19 protein-coding genes are annotated in these 17,801 nt (G+C 60.2%); 5 read left to right on the forward strand and 14 right to left on the reverse strand.

The features are described 5' to 3' along the window. Positions 1-9 precede the first annotated feature (9 nt). The 5 genes from DTW90_RS20070 (at position 10) to DTW90_RS20090 (ending at position 4,570) form a co-directional block, all read left to right on the forward strand. Positions 10-1,311, forward strand: coding sequence for a PotD/PotF family extracellular solute-binding protein (locus DTW90_RS20070; protein WP_149340493.1), 1,302 nt, complete (start codon positions 10-12; stop codon positions 1,309-1,311). Between the two features lie 162 nt (positions 1,312-1,473). Then, the gene (locus DTW90_RS20075; protein ID WP_149340495.1) at positions 1,474-2,385 is read left to right on the forward strand and encodes an ABC transporter permease; all 912 of its coding nucleotides are present in this window, start codon (positions 1,474-1,476) and stop codon (positions 2,383-2,385) included. Position 2,386: 1 nt separating this feature from the next. Next, a complete protein-coding gene (locus tag DTW90_RS20080) occupies positions 2,387-3,208 on the forward strand; it encodes an ABC transporter permease (RefSeq protein ID WP_149340497.1) in 822 nt (273 codons plus the stop codon). A 5-nt stretch (positions 3,209-3,213) separates the two neighbouring features. After that, on the forward strand, positions 3,214-3,957 hold the full coding sequence (locus DTW90_RS20085; protein WP_149340499.1) for an aspartate/glutamate racemase family protein: 744 nt from the start codon (positions 3,214-3,216) through the stop codon (positions 3,955-3,957). Position 3,958: 1 nt separating this feature from the next. Then, positions 3,959-4,570 (forward strand): flavin reductase family protein, encoded by a 612-nt coding sequence (locus DTW90_RS20090; RefSeq protein WP_132523654.1) that lies wholly within the window; start codon positions 3,959-3,961, stop codon positions 4,568-4,570. A gap of 62 nt (positions 4,571-4,632) precedes the next feature. Here the strand turns inward: DTW90_RS20090 and DTW90_RS20095 are convergent, their stop codons facing one another. The 14 genes from DTW90_RS20095 to DTW90_RS20160 form a co-directional block, all read right to left on the reverse strand. Beyond that, positions 4,633-5,625, reverse strand: a complete 993-nt coding sequence (locus DTW90_RS20095; protein WP_149340501.1) for a dihydroxyacetone kinase subunit DhaK — start codon at positions 5,623-5,625, stop codon at positions 4,633-4,635. Between the two features lie 59 nt (positions 5,626-5,684). Beyond that, a complete protein-coding gene (locus tag DTW90_RS20100; RefSeq protein WP_132523652.1) occupies positions 5,685-6,095 on the reverse strand; it encodes a hypothetical protein in 411 nt (136 codons plus the stop codon). 1 nt (position 6,096) lies between these two features. Beyond that, on the reverse strand, positions 6,097-7,677 hold the full coding sequence (locus tag DTW90_RS20105) for a putative PEP-binding protein (RefSeq protein ID WP_149340503.1): 1,581 nt from the start codon (positions 7,675-7,677) through the stop codon (positions 6,097-6,099). Then, on the reverse strand, positions 7,661-8,005 hold the full coding sequence (locus DTW90_RS20110; RefSeq protein WP_149340505.1) for an HPr family phosphocarrier protein: 345 nt from the start codon (positions 8,003-8,005) through the stop codon (positions 7,661-7,663). Before DTW90_RS20110 ends, DTW90_RS20105 begins: the two co-directional genes overlap by 17 nt. Then, a complete protein-coding gene (dhaM, locus tag DTW90_RS20115) occupies positions 8,005-8,403 on the reverse strand; it encodes a dihydroxyacetone kinase phosphoryl donor subunit DhaM (RefSeq protein WP_149340507.1) in 399 nt (132 codons plus the stop codon). The genes DTW90_RS20110 and dhaM overlap by 1 nt, the downstream gene beginning before the upstream one ends. Continuing rightward, the gene (dhaL, locus tag DTW90_RS20120) at positions 8,400-9,014 is read right to left on the reverse strand and encodes a dihydroxyacetone kinase subunit DhaL (protein WP_132523648.1); all 615 of its coding nucleotides are present in this window, start codon (positions 9,012-9,014) and stop codon (positions 8,400-8,402) included. Before dhaL ends, dhaM begins: the two co-directional genes overlap by 4 nt. Positions 9,015-9,036: 22 nt before the next feature. Beyond that, entirely contained in the window at positions 9,037-10,677 is a 1,641-nt protein-coding gene (locus tag DTW90_RS20125; RefSeq protein ID WP_132523647.1) for a dihydroxyacetone kinase subunit DhaK, read from the reverse strand. A gap of 49 nt (positions 10,678-10,726) precedes the next feature. Further along, a complete protein-coding gene (locus tag DTW90_RS20130) occupies positions 10,727-11,734 on the reverse strand; it encodes an ABC transporter ATP-binding protein (RefSeq protein ID WP_132523646.1) in 1,008 nt (335 codons plus the stop codon). After that, positions 11,727-12,824 (reverse strand): ABC transporter ATP-binding protein, encoded by a 1,098-nt coding sequence (locus tag DTW90_RS20135; protein ID WP_132523645.1) that lies wholly within the window; start codon positions 12,822-12,824, stop codon positions 11,727-11,729. Before DTW90_RS20135 ends, DTW90_RS20130 begins: the two co-directional genes overlap by 8 nt. Before the next feature lie 3 nt (positions 12,825-12,827). Further along, positions 12,828-13,043 (reverse strand): hypothetical protein, encoded by a 216-nt coding sequence (locus DTW90_RS20140; RefSeq protein ID WP_132523644.1) that lies wholly within the window; start codon positions 13,041-13,043, stop codon positions 12,828-12,830. Further along, entirely contained in the window at positions 13,040-13,993 is a 954-nt protein-coding gene (locus tag DTW90_RS20145) for a carbohydrate ABC transporter permease (RefSeq protein WP_132523643.1), read from the reverse strand. Before DTW90_RS20145 ends, DTW90_RS20140 begins: the two co-directional genes overlap by 4 nt. Next, entirely contained in the window at positions 13,990-14,958 is a 969-nt protein-coding gene (locus DTW90_RS20150; RefSeq protein WP_188079995.1) for a sugar ABC transporter permease, read from the reverse strand. Before DTW90_RS20150 ends, DTW90_RS20145 begins: the two co-directional genes overlap by 4 nt. Positions 14,959-15,059: 101 nt before the next feature. Further along, positions 15,060-16,385 carry an ABC transporter substrate-binding protein gene (locus DTW90_RS20155; RefSeq protein ID WP_132523641.1) on the reverse strand — a complete coding sequence of 442 codons (1,326 nt, stop codon included), beginning with the start codon at positions 16,383-16,385 and terminating at the stop codon, positions 15,060-15,062. A gap of 329 nt (positions 16,386-16,714) precedes the next feature. After that, a complete protein-coding gene (locus DTW90_RS20160; RefSeq protein WP_165927841.1) occupies positions 16,715-17,710 on the reverse strand; it encodes an alpha/beta hydrolase in 996 nt (331 codons plus the stop codon). Between the last annotated feature and the right edge of the window lie 91 nt (positions 17,711-17,801).

The following is a 17,801-nucleotide window of genomic DNA, read 5'->3' on the forward strand; positions in this document are numbered from 1 at the left end:
GGAACTGACATGACAAATGACAAGAAGACGACGACCGGCACGGAAGCGGGAATTTCCCGCCGCAAGTTGCTGAAAACCGGCGCTGCCGCGATCGGCGCTGCCGCAGGCTCCGGCCTGATCACCGGTTTCCCGACGATCTGGGCGCAGTCCAATATCACGCTCCGCCAGTTCGGCACCGGCGTTTCGAACATCAATGCCATCGCCGACAAGTGCAAAGCCGACCTCGGCATCACGCTGGAAATGACGGCGACCGATTCCGACGCCGCCGCCCAGCGCGCGGTGACCCAGCCGAACAGCTATGATATCGCCGACATCGAATACTGGATCTGCAAGAAGGTCTTCCCAGCTGGCGTTTTGCAGCCGATGGACGTCAAGAAGCTGAAATATTTCGACAAGGTCGTGCCGATCTTCACGACCGGCAAGCTGACGCCCGACTCCACGATCGCGCAGGGCACGGCGCCGCATACGGTCGGTTTCGTCGAGAGCCAGGATTCGAGGAAGTTCGCCAAGGAACCGACCCAGTGGTTCACCATGATGCCGACGATCTACAATGCCGACACGCTCGGCATCCGTCCTGACCTGACCGGCCGCGAAATCACCAGCTGGGCCGATATCCTCGATCCGAAGTTCAAGGGCAAGACGGCGATCATCAACGTGCCGTCGATCGGCATCATGGACGCCGCCATGATCATGGAAGCGTCAGGCAAGATGAAATATGCCGACAAGGGCAACATGACGAAGGAAGAGATCGACAAGACGATCGAATTCCTGATCAAGACCAAGGGCGACGGCCAGTTCCGCGCCTTCTGGAAGAGCTTCGATGAATCCGTCAACCTGATGGCCTCGGGCGAAGTCGTCATCCAGTCCATGTGGTCGCCGGCCGTCGCCGCCGTCCGCTCCAAGGGCATCGCCTGCACCTTCCAGCCGCTCAAGGAAGGCTACCGCGCCTGGGGCGGCGGTCTCGGCCTCGCCAAGCACCTGTCCGGCGCGCAGCTCGACGCGGCCTATGAATATATCAACTGGTACACATCGGGCTGGGTCGGCGCCTACCTCAACCGCCAGGGCTACTATTCGGCCTGCCTCGACACGGCGAAGGGTTTCATGACCGCCGACGAGTGGGGCTACTGGATGGAAGGCAAGCCGGCACAGGGCGATATCATGTCGCCCGAAGGCAAGGTGATGGAAAAGGCCGGCGCCGTTCGCGACGGCGGCTCCTTCCAGGACCGCATCGGCCACATCGCCTGCTGGAACTCGGTCATGGACGAAGACCGCTACATGGTCCGCCGCTGGAACGAGTTCATCGCGGCGTAAGGCAGGTCAGCGCTTGCCGCTTTCCCCTCGCCAGCCCTCCCCACAAGCGGGAGTGGTCAAGAGGTGGAGCGGCAAGAAAACTCCCTCCCCCTTGTGGGGAGGGCTGGGGAGGGGTCTTAACCGATCCCTCCTCGCATCCCGAGAGAATGAAAGGATCAGAACATGGCCACGATCGCTTCAGAGCAGACCGTATCGGCGGCGGCGGCGCGCAGCCGCCCGTTCCGTCTCGCGCCATGGGCGATTTCCTATCTGCAGGCGATGCCGCTGATCGTAATCCTCGGCTTCTTCTTCATCCTGCCGATCCTGATGATCGCGGTCGTCAGCTTCTGGGACTATGACTTCGCCGGCATCTATCCGGCTTTCCTCTCCATGAATTACACGGACACGCTGGGGTCCTGGGTGACGTGGAAGACCTATCTCAACACGCTGAAATTCGCCGCCATCGTCTGGGGGCTGACGCTCTTCATCGGCTTCTGGGTCGCCTACTTCCTGGCCTTCCATGTCCGGCGCACCTCGACGCAGATGATCCTGTTTCTCGTCTGCACCGTGCCCTTCATGACGTCTAACATCATCCGTATGATCTCCTGGATCCCGGTGCTCGGCCGCAACGGCCTCGTCAATTCGGCGCTGGTTTCGTCAGGCATCGTGCCGCAGCCGATCGAGTGGCTGCTCTATTCCGATTTCGCCGTCGTGCTCGCCATGGTGCATCTTTATACGCTCTTCATGGTGACGCCGATCTTCAACACGCTGATGCGCATCGACCGTTCGCTGTTCGAGGCCGCGCGGGACGCAGGCGCCAGCGGCTGGCAGGTGCTCTGGAACGTGGTGATCCCGCTGGCAAAGCCCGGCATCGCGATCGGCTCGATCTTCGTGCTGACGCTGGTTATGGCGGATTTTTCCACCGTCCAAGTCATGTCCGGGGGCCAGAGCGCCTCGGTGGCGTTGATGATGAAGAACCAGATGTCGCTGCTGCAATATCCGGCCGCGGCCGCCAATGCAGTGGTTCTGCTGGTCGTCGTGCTCTTGATGGTCGCTGCCATCCTGCGCGTCGTCGACATCCGCAAGGAGCTTTGAGATGAACCACGAAAAGCGCACCCTCGAATTCTATGTGCTGGCGGTCTTTTTCGTCGTCTTCGTTCTCTTCCTCTACGGGCCGCTGTCGGCGATCTTGATCCTTTCCTTCCAGGGGCCGGACGGCGGCCTGACCTTCCCGCTCAATGGGGTGTCGCTGCACTGGTTCGTCAACCTCTTCCAAAAGCAGGCGGTCGGTGATTTTGGAGCCTCTTTCCAGCGCTCGCTGATCCTCGGCCTGATGGTCATGGTGGTGACTGTCGTCGTGTCGCTTCTCGCGGGTTTGGCCTTCCGCCGCCGCTTTCGCGGCTCCTCGGTGCTGTTCTACGCGACGGTTGCAAGCCTCGTCGTGCCGTCGATCATCGTCTCGCTCGGCATCGGCGTCGTCTTCCAGCAGAGCGGTCTGGCGCCCGCCTGGTATTCCTCGGCCTTCGGCGCGCATCTCACTTGGACGTTGCCCTTCGGCGTGCTGATCATGTTCGCGATCTTCAACCGCTTCTCTCCAGCCTATGAGGAGGCAGCGCGCGATCTCGGTGCGACGCCCTGGCAGACCTTCCGCTATGTCGTGCTGCCGATGATCGCTCCGAGCCTGATCGGCGTCGGTCTCTTCGGCTTCACGCTGTCCTACGACGAATTTGCTCGCACGCTGATGACGTCAGGCACCTTCAACACGCTGCCGCTCGAAATCTACGGCATGACGACCAATGTCACGACACCGGTGCTTTATGCCCTCGGCACCGTGACGACGCTCTTCTCCTTCACCATCATCCTCGTCGCTCTCGGCATCATGACGATGCTGCGCGGCCGGCAGTCAAAGACAGTCTGATCTTCATGCGCATTCTCATCGTTAATCCCAATACCACGGTCTCCATGACGGAAAAGGCGGCCATCGCCGCCCGCGCGGTGGCGGCCGCCGGAACCGAAATCACCGCCGCGACATCCCGCATGGGCCCGGCCTCGATCGAGGGACATTATGACGGCGCGCTTGCCGTCCCAGGTCTCCTCAATGAACTCAAGTTGCGGCAGGCCGAGGGCTACGATGCCGCCGTTGTTGCTTGCTTCGACGACACTGGCCTAGAGGCGGCGCGTAGTTTCAGCGATGTCCCGGTACTCGGCCTCTGCGAATCCGCCGTCGCGACGGCTGGTTTTCTCGCTCAACGGTTTACCGTGGTGACGACGCTGGAGCGCTCGCGTGTATTGATCGACAATCTCCTACACCGCTATGGCATGGGTGGACGAGCGAAGGTTCGCGCGTCGGATATCCCTGTTCTAGAGCTTGAAAATCCCGCATCGGGTGCCATCGGCAAGCTTCGTTCCGAGATCGAACGGGCATTGTCGGAAGATGGCGCTGAGGCAATCGTGCTTGGCTGTGCCGGCATGACCGATCTTGCTCGTGATCTGCAGGCGATCTACGGCGTGCCTGTTGTCGATGGCGTAGCCGCCGCCGTCAAGCAGGCTGAAGCCTTGGTATCGCTTGGGCTCTCGACCAGCAAACGTGGCTCATATGCTTCGCCTCTTCACAAACCCTTCCTTGGCGCGATGAGCAGTTTCGCGCCTTCGCCAGTGGTGCGCTAGGATGACGGTCTCCTTCGATTTTGAGGCACTCAGTGAGCGTGAACGTTACAAGCTGATGATCGGCACGATTATTCCTCGGCCCATCGCATTGGTGACGACGGTGGACGAGAACGGCCGTATCAACGCCGCGCCCTTTTCCTTCTTCAACTGTCTCTCCGCGGATCCCCCGATCCTGGCGCTCGGCGTTGAAAATCATCCGGATATGTCTTTTAAGGATACGGGTCATAACATCCGCATGACGGAAGTTTTCACCGTCAACATCGTGTCGTTTTCCATCGCCGAGGCAATGCATGTTTGCGGGTCGAAATATCCGCGCGACGTCGACGAATTGAAGGAGGCAGGATTGACGGCGATGCCCGGCACCAAGGTGGTCTCGCCATGGATTGCGGAAGCACCTGCAGCCTTCGAATGCAGGCGTCACGTCACCCTGGAACTCGGGAAATCCCGGCAGATCATTTTGGGCGAAATCATCTACGCGCACTATCGCGATGGCGTCGTCGATCCTGAGCGGCTGCGCGTCGATCCGGCCGGAGTCGATGCCATTGCGCGCCTCGGCGGCGATACCTGTTGCACGATCCGTGATCGCTTTGAGATGATGACGCCCCAGCTTTAGAGTCTCGCGGTGATATCAGCCGACCGAACGGGAAGTCGTCGACATCACCGACCAACTCGTACTTAGCATCCCCACCGCAACGCAGCGGTTGCGATAGGCGAATCCCACAGGGAGAACTCCTCGTCATTGAGGAAAGCGAGCGTGACGGAAAGGCCTTGCATGTCGAGCGAGGTAGCATAGGTACCAACAAGCGAGCGCTCGATATGGAGGCCGTGCTCCGCCAGAATGCGATGAGCGGTATTGTAGGCAAGATACAGCTCGGCCGGCGGCGTGCCGCCGAGCCCGTTGACAAAGAGCAATGCCTTGTCTGTCGCTTGGCTGATGTCGTTGACGATCGCTTCGCTCAGATATCTGACGATCGTGTCAGCGCTGGCGAAGGGCTCTCTTGAATGCCCCGGCTCCCCGTGAATGCCGACACCCATTTCTATCTCGTTTGATCCGAGTGTGAATGTCGTGCGCTGTGTGTGCGGCACCGCCACGCCCGTCAGCGCGACGCCCATCGACCGGATGCGTGGCGAGAGGCTGTCGCCGATGGCCTTCAGCTCTGCGAGCGGCGCGCCCCGCTCGGCCGCAGCGCCGAGAAGCCTTTCTGTGATAAGCGTGCCGGCAACGCCGCGCCGGCCGCGACCGTCGCTGGCTCTGACCGTTTCGACGTCGTCGCAGGTGAGAACCATTTCAACGCTGTGCCGACCGGCTGCCATCTCTGCCGCCATCTCGAAGTTCATCACGTCGCCATCGTAGTTCTTCACGACCAGCAGGCATCCGGCGCCCGTGTCTGTCTCCTCTATCGCGCTAATGATCTGGCTCGGCGTTGGACTTGTGAAAATATGCCCGACGCAGGCAGCATCCAGCATGCCGCGTCCGACGAAGCCAATGTGCATCGGCTCGTGACCTGCGCCGCCGCCGGAGATGATCGCGACCTTGCCGGGAACCAAGTGGCGACGGCGTATGCATTTGCGATCGACGCCGAACGCAACGAATTCCTCATGGGCGCGCACGAAGCCTTCAACGCTTTCCGCGACCATGGTCTCCGCTGTGTTCATGAATTTCTTCATCAAGCCCCTCCCAAGGCGATGATCATCTCAGTCTTGGCGCGCCAAGCGCAATGCCCTGTTCACTCCAGCGGTCCGGAAAGTGCTGCAATCTTCAGCACAAGATCCGTGATTGCTTCCTCCAGCAGCCGGTTGCGTCGTTCGTCGCCGAAATCAGGAACCATCAGCGAAAGGTGCCGCAGTTTTTCTGCGGTGCCAAGCTCCGGCAGTTTGCCGGGATGGGCGGCCTCGTAGGCGTCCAGAAAGCGCTCCTGTTCGGCGCCGCTGAAATGGCACACGCGGAAGATCGTCGCGAGATGCCGGGCAGGAAGCGGTGTCGCGTAGGTCGGGCTCGTTATCTGCGTGACAAAGCTGCGATGTTTGCCCAGTTCCGTGGCCAGCCGCTGCCGTGTTCCGGAAGGTCTGTTGTCGATGATCTGCGCCAGAATGGACTTGTAGGCGATAATGGCGTCTTCGGTGTCTTCGCGCGCCATCTTATTCTCCGGCTGCCTTTGTCCCATCGGCGTTCAGACCGACGATTGCCGATCTTATCGCGGGAAGTCGAGCTGGCGCCACGGAAAAATGACGTATGCCGGCGGCAAGAAGGTCTGCGGTTCGGGATGGATCGCTGGCCATGTCGCCGCAGATGCTGAGCGGCTTGCTGCCGGCAAGCTTCACGGCCTGTGACAAAAGACGCAACACGGCGGGTACTGCGCGGGCTTGGTAGAGAGCAAAGTCGGCACCTTCGCGTGCCGAGGCTACAAGGTATTGCGCAAGGTCGTTCGTACCGAACGAAAAGAAGTCTGCGCTTTCGAAATGGTCGAGCATGAGCGCTGCCGCCGGAATCTCTACCATCATTCCGATCGGTGGGATACGGTGCGGCACGCCCCGGCGCGCGAGCTCGCTGGATTCCTCGCGATAGATCCTCCGCATGTCATCGACGTCGGATGGAAAGGTCACCATCGGCAGCATGATGCGGAGATTGCCGAAGATGGCTGCGCGCAACAGCGCGCGGGCCTGAATGCGGGCAATCTCCGGCCGGGCAAGGAGAAGGCGGATGCCGCGCAAGGAGGAAGCCTCGGCAAGGCCTGCGAGCGGTTTGTCGCCACCAATATCCAACATGCGGACTGTTACCGCCCGGCCATCCGCCCAATCCAGGAGCCGGCGGTAGATCGTAAACTGCTTTTCCTCGTTTGCGGCATCGCCAAGTGATGTCACAGCAAATTCCGAGCGCATCAACCCGATGCCCGCGGTTGTCGTGACGATGATCGAATCGACTTCATCCGGGGCGTTGACGTTGATGGACAACAATATTTGCGAACCGTCGGCCGCGCGCAGATTTCCGTTGTCGGGCGCCGGCGCGCTGCTTGTCGCCGGATGGTCGAATTGGGTTGGCGTGGCGTTCCCCTTGCTCGTTTGAAGGATGACGGTGCCTGAATCGCCATCAACCCCGATATGCTGCCCCCTCTCTGTTGTGAACTGGCCTGCGCCGATGACCATTGGGATAGACCGGGATTTGGCAAGCAGAGCGACATGGCCGACGGCGCTGCCGGCATAAAGAGCGATACCGCCACCTGCGGACCAGTCATGTGCGAGGAAGCGGCTGGGTTCCATGTCCTTTCCGACATAGATGGATCCGGCCGGAAAGTCGTCGAGCGGCGTTCCCGTGAGGACCGCCAGGACGCGATTCTTGATGTCGAGAATGTCGACGGCGCGCGCCCGCATCTGATCCTCTTCCGAGCATTCCAGCTCGCGGATATATCCGTCGAGTGTCCCGACCCATGCGAACGCGATGTTTTCGCCTGCATCGATCCGTGCGCCGGCCATGTCAGTTAACGTCGGATCCCGGAGCACTTCGATCTGAAACTCGACGATATCGCTGCTCTCTGGGTCTGCTCCGGTCGCAAGGTTCTGCAGCTCGCGGATGGCCGTCTTGATCGCGTCGCTGAGCTCAGTATGCCCGGAAAGGCTTGATGGCGGGGACGCGGCGGCGGCCAGCGGCTCGGCTATAAAGGCTGGCCCGGTTGCGACGCCTGGCGATGCGCTCGTGGCTTTCAATCTAAGCGGTGCGGCCATGCCTCTTTTCCTCATCGAAGTTGCGTTCGACGAGCTCCTTCAATGCCTGGATCGCTTCTTGGGCGAGGATTCCATCGGCGCGGATCTTGAGCACTGAACCCTTACGGATCCTGGCACCCATGATCTTGATGATGCTCTTGCCGTTCAGCCAGATGTCGCTGCCATTGACCGCGACTTCGATGGAGCAGGGGAACGATTTTGCCAGCCGGGTGAACGTGACCGAGGGCCGAGCGTGCAATCCCACGCCGTGCTTGACCTCGACCTCGGTCTGGCAGCTGCCATGCACCTGCTCGATCTCCAGGTTTCCTATACGCAATCCGCCGCTCATCAGGGTGACAGCTCCTCTGCCGTTGCAACCACCCTGCTTAGCGATGCGCCACCGGAGGCCTCGGCTGCCGCGATGACGGCTCCCTCCACGATTGGGGCGTTGCAGATCGATACATGCTTGGATCGTGGCATACCGAGCATCTCGATTGCCATTTCGCTATTTGTCTCAGCGCCACCCAGATCGACGAAGACGGCGACGCCCGCTTCCGACCAGGCCTCCTCGATAGCTTTGAGAATGCCGCCAGCATCCGTGCCAAGCTCGCCGTGACGGTTGCCGCCGGACCAGGCAAGCGGCACGCTATCGCCGACCATCTGCCGCACCATATCCGCAGTGCCACGCGCAACCAGCGGCGAGTGGGAAACGATCACAATCCCAACGTTTGGCGTCTTCCCATTCATGCCGGGCGGTACTCCTCAAGGTAGCGGCAGATCGCGGCCGTCAAGAGCGCGCAACTTGAAGCGCCCGGATCGACATGGCCGATCGACCTGTCTCCGAGATAGGAGGCGCGCCCGCGCATGGCCTTCATGGCAGCAGTCAGTTCGGCGGAAAGTTCGGCCCGACGTGCAATATCTGTCAGAGGCGAACGGTGTGCGAGTGCGTCCTGAACCGGATACAGGACATCGAGAAGGGTCTTGTCTCCGGCATGTGAGCGACCGCGACGCGCTACCGCGTCAATCGCCTGCTTCAGTACCAAGGGGAAATCGTGTCGGTTGTCGAGCGCGCGAAGCTCGCGACCCATCTCCATAAGCAACGTTCCGTAGAGAGGGCCTGCTGCTCCGCCGATGTTCATCACCAGGGTCAGGCCAATTTTTTCAAGTGCGTCGGGTAAGGGCAGGATCGAGACGGAAGCTTCCTCCGCACTCACCGCTTCGCAGCCACGCCGCATGTTCGTTCCGTGATCGCCGTCTCCGATTGCGCGATCAAGCCCACAGAGATGGTCGCTGTTTGCCGCAATCGTTGCGCGGCAAGCTTCAATCAACCCCATGAGAAGAACCGGTTCTGCCTGCACCCAAAATCCTCCCAGAGCCTGCTCATGCCAGTGATGCCACCATTTCGAATACACCCGCCACAGCCACCGCGCCTGGATCAGGTACTCCCTCCAGATCCCTCTCGCCAACATAGGAGGCTCGTCCTGCTTTTGCCTTTCGCATTGCCTTCGTCGATTCCGCACCCGCTGCCGCCGCTCTCGCCGCAGCCGCGAGATCTCCCGACGTCAGGGCTGCCAATGCCGGGGTCAGCGCGTCGACCATCGTGCGGTCGCCGACACCGGCTCCTCCATAGAACGTCATCCGATCAAGTCCGGCAAGCAGGGCAGCAGCGATATCTTTCCTTCCGGCCATAGCCTTGGATGCCGCGGTAAAGAAGATCGAGAGCAGTACGCCGCTGGAGCCGCCCATGCTCGTGCTCAGGATCTCGCCGATCGCGGCCATCGTGGCCGCAGGGTCCTTCAGCGGCAGCGTGTCCATGCGGGAGAGAATGCTGCGGGCCCCTGTCGCAACCGTGGAACCGGTGTCGCCATCGCCCACGCGGCTATCCAACCGATTCAACTCTTCTTCTTGGGAAATCAGATGCTCGCAAACTGTCGTCAGGAGATGACGATTCGGCTGGTCATCGCTGGCCGACGTCGCTTCGTTCCGTGCAAGCGCTTTTTGAGGGGCGGGAACGATGGCGATCTCGTGCCTTTCGATTGCCGGTGGCCAGGCGTGCGGAGCGACCGCGGCCTTCAGCGCAACTTCACGGGCGGCGTCCAGACGGATCAGGGAAAGCGAGAAGCCGTTCATGTTGAGTGCGGTCATCATCGGCGCCGGTCCGATGATAAGTCGCACGGGGCGGCTTAAGGGAGACGACAGCACCGCGCCGGCTATCACGCCCATCTCAAGTGGCGGCACGGCACCGAGGTTGTTGATCAGCAAAGCATGCCGATGCGCACTATCCAGCTTGGCGGCCAGCCGCTCGACCATAGTAGCGACGAGATCGGCAACCGGCTGCAGCGCAATGCGCTCAACCCCTGGCTCGCCGTGGATGCCGAGACCGAGTTCTCCCTCGTTATCGCCCAGCCGATCCTCATGCGCCTGCCCCGGTACGCTACAGGTCGATAGCGACATGCCGAGCGAGATGATATCGCTTGCTGCTTCCATCGCCTGCGCAGCGACTGTCCTTAGGTCTGCTCCGGCTTCGGCGTAATATCCTGCGATCTTATGTACGAAGAGCGTACCGGCAACGCCGCGAGGCTGATTGATTTCGGGAATTGCGATGTCATCGGCAACAATCGCCATCTCGACGTCGAAGCCCTCGGCACGGGCCTTCTCCGCCGCAAGGCCGAAGTTCAGTCGGTCACCCGTGTAGTTCTTGACGACAAGCAACGCACCCTTGGGACCCGTCACGGCGCGGATTGCCGTAAGCACGGCATCGACGCTTGGCGAGGCAAAGATTTCACCCGATACCGCTGCGGTGAGCATACCTCTGCCGACGAAGCCTGCATGCGAGGGCTCGTGCCCGGCGCCGCCGCCGGAGATGATTGCAACCTTCGATTTGTCCCAGTCCGCCCGCAGGATCACCTTGATCTCGGGGAAGGTGTCCAGGCGAGCAAGATGGCCCGGGCCGCTCGTCAGGAGCAGGCCGTCCAAGGCTTCGGTGACGATGGTTTCTCGGCGATTGAAGAAATGTTTCATGGAGTGAGACCCGTCGTTTATTCTGCCGTTGTTTGTTTCGTTCCGTTTTTCATCCAAGGCGCTGGCCGCTGGCATCGAAATAGAGCGGATCACGCAGTGTCAGGCTGATCCGATCACCTGGCTGGATCGCGAGATACGGATCGGCAAGTGTAACAAGCTTGTGGTCTCGCACCTTGATGTGAAGGTGGTTCTGGTCCCCCAGGTGCTCGATCCAGTCTATTTTGGCATTGGCGTTCTGATCGATGATGATTTCCAGATGTTCGGTGCGCGCGCCGATCGTCCTGGTTCCTGGCGGCGGATTGGCGCCGGGAAGAAGATCGGTTGGCAAGAGGTTGATGTGCGGCTGCCCAAGCCGTGCGGCAACATGAAGATTGGCCGGATTTCCGTAAATCTCGCGTGGCGTTCCGACTTGCAGCAGCCTTCCTTCGGCAACGATGCCTATCCGATCCGCCATCGTCATGGCTTCTACCTGGTCATGGGTTACATAAAGCAAGGTCGAACCAAGCTCCTTCTGGATACGCTTTAGTTCCAGGCGAAGTTCCGCCCGCAGCTTCGCGTCGAGCGAAGAGAGCGGCTCGTCCATGAGATAGATAGCGGGTCGGCGCACCAGCGCCCGGCCGATCGCGACGCGCTGCATCTCGCCGCCCGACAGACGTGTCGAGCGGTTCTCCAGCTTGTGGTCGATCCTGACCATGTGCGCGATTTCCCGGACGCGTCGGTCGATCTCCTCGCTCGAGAGCTTGCGGACCGGCGCCCGCAGGGGAAAGGCAAGGTTGTCGTAAACCGTCATATGCGGATAGAGCGAATATTGCTGGAAGACGAACGCGACGTCCCTTTCGGCGGGCGCTTGGCTCCCGACATTGCGTCCGCCGATTTCGATGCGTCCGCTATCGGGGCGTTCCAGCCCCGCAATAAGCCTCAATGTTGTCGTCTTGCCGGCGCCCGTCGGCCCGAGCAGGACGACGAACTCACCGTCACGGATGGAAAGGTTTAGATCGGCGAGAGCCTGTATGTCGCCAAAACGCTTGCTAAGGTCCTTGAGAACAACGTCAGCCATGTGCAGCCTCCGAGTAGAGTGCCGAAGCAACGGCGCGGCCGGACTTGCAATCGAACAGCGCGAGCTTGGCCGGATTGAACTCAAGACCGACCGTCTCACCGATGCGGAAGTTGCGGTTTGCTGGAACCCGAGCCTTGATGACGCCGCTCGACGTCTCGATTGCCACGACCTGATTGGTTCCGAGGTATTCGCTGCCGTAGACCGCCCCCCGCAAGGGAGAGGTGTCGCTGAAGCGAATATGTTCCGGCCTGACGCCAAGCGCCAATTCGGCCTCGGCGAGATCCTGGTGCACCTCGGGAATACTGACATCGGCTCCGTCTAGCGAGATCGAGCGTGCGCCACTCTTAAGGCCGGAGGTGAAGCGCATGAAATTCATCGGCGGCGAGCCGATAAAATCCGCGACATACATGGTGGCCGGCTTGCTGTAGATTTCCTGCGGCGTGCCGAACTGCTCGATGACACCATGGTTCATGACGGCGATCTTGTCGGCCATGGCCATCGCCTCGTGCTGATCATGCGTCACGTAAACCGTCGTGGCATGGATGCGGTTATGCAGTTCGCGCAGCTCATGGACCATCACTTCGCGGAATTCCGCGTCTAGCGTTCCAAGGGGTTCATCCATCAGGAAGCACTTCGGGCGACGCACGATTGCGCGCCCGAGAGCCACGCGCTGGCGGTCGCCGCCGGCAAGTCCGGAGACGGAACGGTTCAGGATGTGATCAATCTGGAGTAGCCGCGCGGTTTCCTCAACGCGCTGGCGAATCTGCGACTTCGGCATTCCTTGCGACAGGAGCGGAAAGCCGATGTTCTTGCGCACGTTCATGTGCGGATAGAGCGCAAAAAGCTGGAAAACGAAGGCAATGTCGCGGGCGCTGGCCCGGTTGAAGGTGACGTCCTCGCCATCAAGATAAATCTTTCCGCTGGTCGGCAGCTCAAGACCGGCGATCATGCGAAGCGTTGTCGTTTTGCCGCAGCCCGAGGGGCCGAGCAGTGCCAGGAACTCGCCGTCATGGATGACGAAGCTCGAATCCTGCACGGCGACAAAGCTGCCAAACTGCTTGCGGAGATTTTCTATTCTGATGTCCGCCATGGCTCACTCCGGAAACTTCGAGACGATGATGAACATGGCCGTGCCCGCAAGCAGGGTCACCAGTGAGTAGGTGTAGAGCGCCAGCAGAAACGGCTGGAAGAGCATGAGGAAGCCGATCGCAATCAGCGTGGTTGCGATGTTCTCCATCGGGCCACGACGCAGGAAGAAGGGGCGCTTCGGGCGGGTAGGTGGGCGCGGTGTTTCGATGAGATGCGTCATTTGCGAACCGCTCCGAAAGTGATGCCACGCAAGAGCTGCTTGCGCAGGAGAATGGTGAAGACGAGGATCGGGATCAGGAAGATCGTCGTTCCCGCAGCGACTGCCGGCCAGTCCTGTCCGCCTTCCCCGATGATGGTCGGGATGAAGGGCGGCGCCGTCTGGGCCTCACCCGAGGTCAGCAATGCTGCGAAGGCATATTCGTTCCAGGCAAAGATCAGGCAGAAGATCGCGGTTGCGGCGATGCCGGTCGTCGCCTGCGGCAGGACGACTTTCCAGAAGGCCTGCATCCGGGTGTAGCCGTCGATCATCGCGGCTTCCTCGTATTCCCGCGGGATCTCGTCGATGAAACCCTTGAGCAGCCAGACCGCCAGCGAGACGTTGACCGCGGTGTAAAGCAGGATCATCCCGACGGCAGTGTCGGAAAGACCGAGCTCGCGATACATCAGATAGATCGGGATTGCGACCGCGATCGGCGGCATCATGCGCGTCGACAGAATGAAGAACAGAAGATCGTCGGCAAGCGGTACCCTGAAGCGGGAGAAGCCGTAGGCCGCGAGCGTCCCCAGCGAGACGGCAAGGAAGGTCGAGCCGAAGGCAATCACCAGCGAATTGGCAAAGCGCGGCAGGAAATTCGAGGGGCCGGCAATCACCATGTTTCGCTTGCGCGTGACCTCGTCGCAGGTGCCGCTTGGTGCGGGCAGCGCCGCGATATATTCTGGCGTCTGGCGCGTTCTCGTCGTCAGAAGGTTGCAATAGCCTTCCAGCGTCGGCGTAAAGACGATTTTCGGAGGATAACTGATGGAGTCAGGCGGAGATTTGATACTCGTCAAAAAAATCCAGATGAGTGGGATCATCGTGATCAGGGCGTAGAGGATCACGATGGCGCCAGCGATGCGCTTGCTGGTCGGGCTCGGCTCGACGACCGAATGGGCTGAGGTGACGGAGCTCATCGTTGCTTCACCTTGTTGAGCGCTTTGACATAGATGTTCGCAAGGCCGAAGACGGCGACGAAGAGGACGATGGCGAATGCCGACGCCCGTCCGGTCGCCCAGCTCTCGAATGCGGCGCGCTTCAAGGTGATGGAGGCAACCTCCGTGGTCGAGCCCGGACCGCCGCCCGTCAACAGGGTGACCATGTCGAACATCTTGAAATTTTCGATGCCGCGGAACAGCACGGCGAGCATGATGAAGGGCAGGGCCATCGGCACGGTGATCGACCAGAATTGCCGCCATGCGGAGGCGCGGTCGACCTCCGCGGCCTCATAGATGTAGTCGGGGATGGAACGCAGACCCGCCAGGCAGATCAGCATGACGTAGGGCGTCCACATCCAGGTGTCGACGATGATGATTGCCCAGGGTGCCAGCGAGACGCTGCCGAGCATCTGGATGTCGGCTGTCGGAATTCCGGTGACGAGCGAAACGGCGTAGGCGAAGAGACCGATCTGCGGTTCGTAAAGAAAGCGCCAGAAGTTGCCGACGACAGCCGGCGACAGCATCATCGGGATCAGGATCAGCGTCGTCCAGAATGCATGGCCGCGAAACTTGCGGTCGATGAGATAAGCGAGCGTAAAGCCGATCACCGTCTGCAGCAGGATCGTCCAGAACACGAAGTGCGCCGTCGTCTGCATGGCCTGCCAGATATCGGGGTCGGTCAGAACGCGCTCGTAATTGCTCAAACCTACATTCTGAACCGGCGCATTTGGGCGGTTGGCACGGTAGTTCGTGAACGAGAGGTAGATCGCCCAGATGAGCGGGAAAATGTTGATGGCGAGAAGAAGGATGATGGTTGGGGCGATAAACACCCAGGCGATCGCTCGATCTGACAGGCCGCGGACTCGATGAGCGACCGATGTGGGCGTCGCCCTTGCCGTGGCGTCTGCTGCCTTCTCGACCATGGAAGAAGAGGAAATGTTCAAGATGTCACCCGGTCTTTGCGTATGTGAGACAGGTGGCGGCCCGGCAGTCTTGGCGATTCGGGCCGCCATTCTGGCAAGGATGCGGTGCGTCCAGCCGGACACTATATCTTGCCGTCGTCCTTGAAGACCTCAGTCCAATCCTTCACCAGGCCGTCGAGCGCCTCCTTGGCGGTGCCGTTGCCGGCCACGACATAGTTATGGACACGCTTCTGCATATCCTGGAGAAGGGTTGCGTAGCTCGGCTCGGCCCAGAAATCCTTCACGATTGCCATCGAGTCGAGGAATGCCTGGGCGTAGGGCTGACTGGATGCAAAGTCCGGGGCGTTCACGACTGATTTCAGGCAGGAATAGCCGCCGAGTTTCCACCATTTGGCCTGGACGTCAGGCTGGGCGAACCACTTGATGTATTGCAGTGCGGCGTCCTTCTTGTCGGAATAGGAGACAACAGAGATGCCCTGTCCGCCAAGCTGGGCGAAATGCTTCTTTTCAGCCGGGTTGGGGAAGAAGCCGATCCTGTCGCCGCCGACCTTCTCATCCTTGTAGAGACCGGGCCAAGTGAATGCGAAGTTCATCTGCATCGCGACCTGGCCGGATTTGAAGGCATCCGCGGATTCCACCATGTAGACGTTGGAACTGCCGGGCGGGGTGCAGCAATCATAGAGCGATTTGTAGAATTCCAGACCTTTCACCGCATCAGGAGAATTGACGAAGCCATTCATTTCATAAGGCTTGTCAGGGTTGTCGTACTGGAAGCCCCAGTCGTACAGCACGTTCGTCACACCCATGGTGATGCCTTCAGAGCCGCGCTCGGTGTAGATCGAAGCGCCGTAGACGGTCTTGCCGTCGATTTGGCGCTTCTGGAAGAACTCGGCTATCTGCTTCAGCTCATCGTAGGTCTTCGGAGCAGCGAGATCTCGACCATACTTCTCCTTGAATTCCTTCTTCAGTTCCGGCCGCTCGAACCAGTCCTTGCGGTAGGTCCAGCCAACCACGTCGCCCATGGCTGGCAGCGCCCAGTAATTCGGCGTGTTCTTCGGCCATTCCGAATAGCCAACCACTGTCGCCGGCACGAAGTCATCCATCTTGATGCCTTCCTTGTCGAAGAAGTCGTTGAGCTTGACGTATTGGCCATTCTCTGCCGCGCCGCCGATCCACTGGCTGTCGCCGATGATCAGGTCGCAGAGCTTTCCGTGTGAGTTCAATTCGTTGAGGAAACGATCCGCGTAGCTCGTCCACGGGACAAACTCGAATTTCATTTCCGTTCCGGTCTTGGCGGTGAAGTCTTTCGACAGCTCGACGAGTGCGTTTGCAGGATCCCAGGCGGCCCAGCACAGCGTCAATTGATCGGCTTTTGCGATATTGGGCAGCGCCAACGACATCATAAACGCCGAGGCCAGCCCGAGAAGGGCTTTCAATGTCTTCTGCATGAGTTCCTCCCAGAACCAAAGGCCGGCTCCCCGCCGACCACGCAAGTCCACCAATGTCAGAGAATGCCTACATGAACTCCTCAACTCTCATGTTTAGCAATGTGTTTAGTGATATCAATTTTTATAAACATTGCAAGCGGCAATCGTTGTTGCGCTGCACACGGATACCGCGTGGACTTTCTTTGGCCGTGTCGCCGTTACAGAGGTGACGGAGATGTTGCCTGGCTTGGGGAATGGTTGGCTGAGCAAACGGCGGCAACGTTCCAGCAACGGGTTACCGGTCTTGCTCGGCGACGCGGCGACAGGAGCGCGCCGCGTCGCCGCATCAATCAATGCGTTGCCGGTTCGAGATACCGACGCAGATTGTCATTGATCTGTTCGATCGCTGCCTCTGTTGAAGGTACGTTGCGGATAGCGTTCAACAGCACGAAGTCATGGATCGTGCCGTTATATCGGGCCGCGGCGACGGTCACGCCGGCTTCCTTAAGCTTCCGGGCATAAGCCTCGCCCTCGTCGCGCAGCGGATCGTTCTCGGCGGTGATAACGAGTGCCGGCGGCAGGCCCCTGAGCTGGTCTATGCTGGCGCGCAGCGGCGATACATAGGGGTTGTCGCGGGTCTTGGCATCAGGCGCGTAGAGATCCCAGCCATATTTCATGAATGCCCGTGCCAGGAAGCGATCCTCGCCATATTCATGATAGGAGCCGGTATCGACGCTCGCGTCGGTCGCGGGGATAAGAAGAGCCTGGAAGCTGATCTTCGGGCCACCACGGTCCTTGGCCATGATCGTCAGGGCTGCGGCCATGTTGCCACCCACGGAATTGCCAGCGACGGCGATCCGACTACCATCTGCGCCGAACTCGTCGGCGTGAGCCGCCACCCATTTCAACGCGGCATAGGATTGATCGAGCTGTGTCGGGAAGCGTGCTTCAGGCAGGGACGTATACTCGACGAAGACGCCGACCTGGCCTGAGCCGACCACCAGATCGCGCAGCAGACGCTGATGGTTTTGAAAATTGCCGACGATCCAGACGCCACCGTGAATGAAAAGCAGCACGCCGAGCTTGCCGGTGATGTGCTCGGGCTTCATGATGTAGATCTTCACGGTCTGACCATCCTGGGTGATGGTCTGCTCGGTTGTGGTCACCCCAGAGACATCGACTGGGGTAGCGTTCTGAAGACCGGTCAGGATATCCTGAGGCTTCGGCTGAGGCAGTTTCCAGAACGGGCTCGGATCCTTGTTGATCTCGGCAAGGAAGGAGCGAACCTGGGGGTCGATCCGAGGGTCGGTAGCCGCGGCCGGGGCCGCATGAGCAGGTTGGGTCATAAGGACTACTCCAAGACTGAGGGTTGCGAGTGAGGACAGGAGTTTCACGGTCTTTCTCCCCGAGAAGGTTGCATGCCCCATCATCGGTAGC

This window comes from Neorhizobium sp. P12A (assembly GCF_008365395.1).
Classification (GTDB): Bacteria; Pseudomonadota; Alphaproteobacteria; order Rhizobiales; family Rhizobiaceae; genus Rhizobium.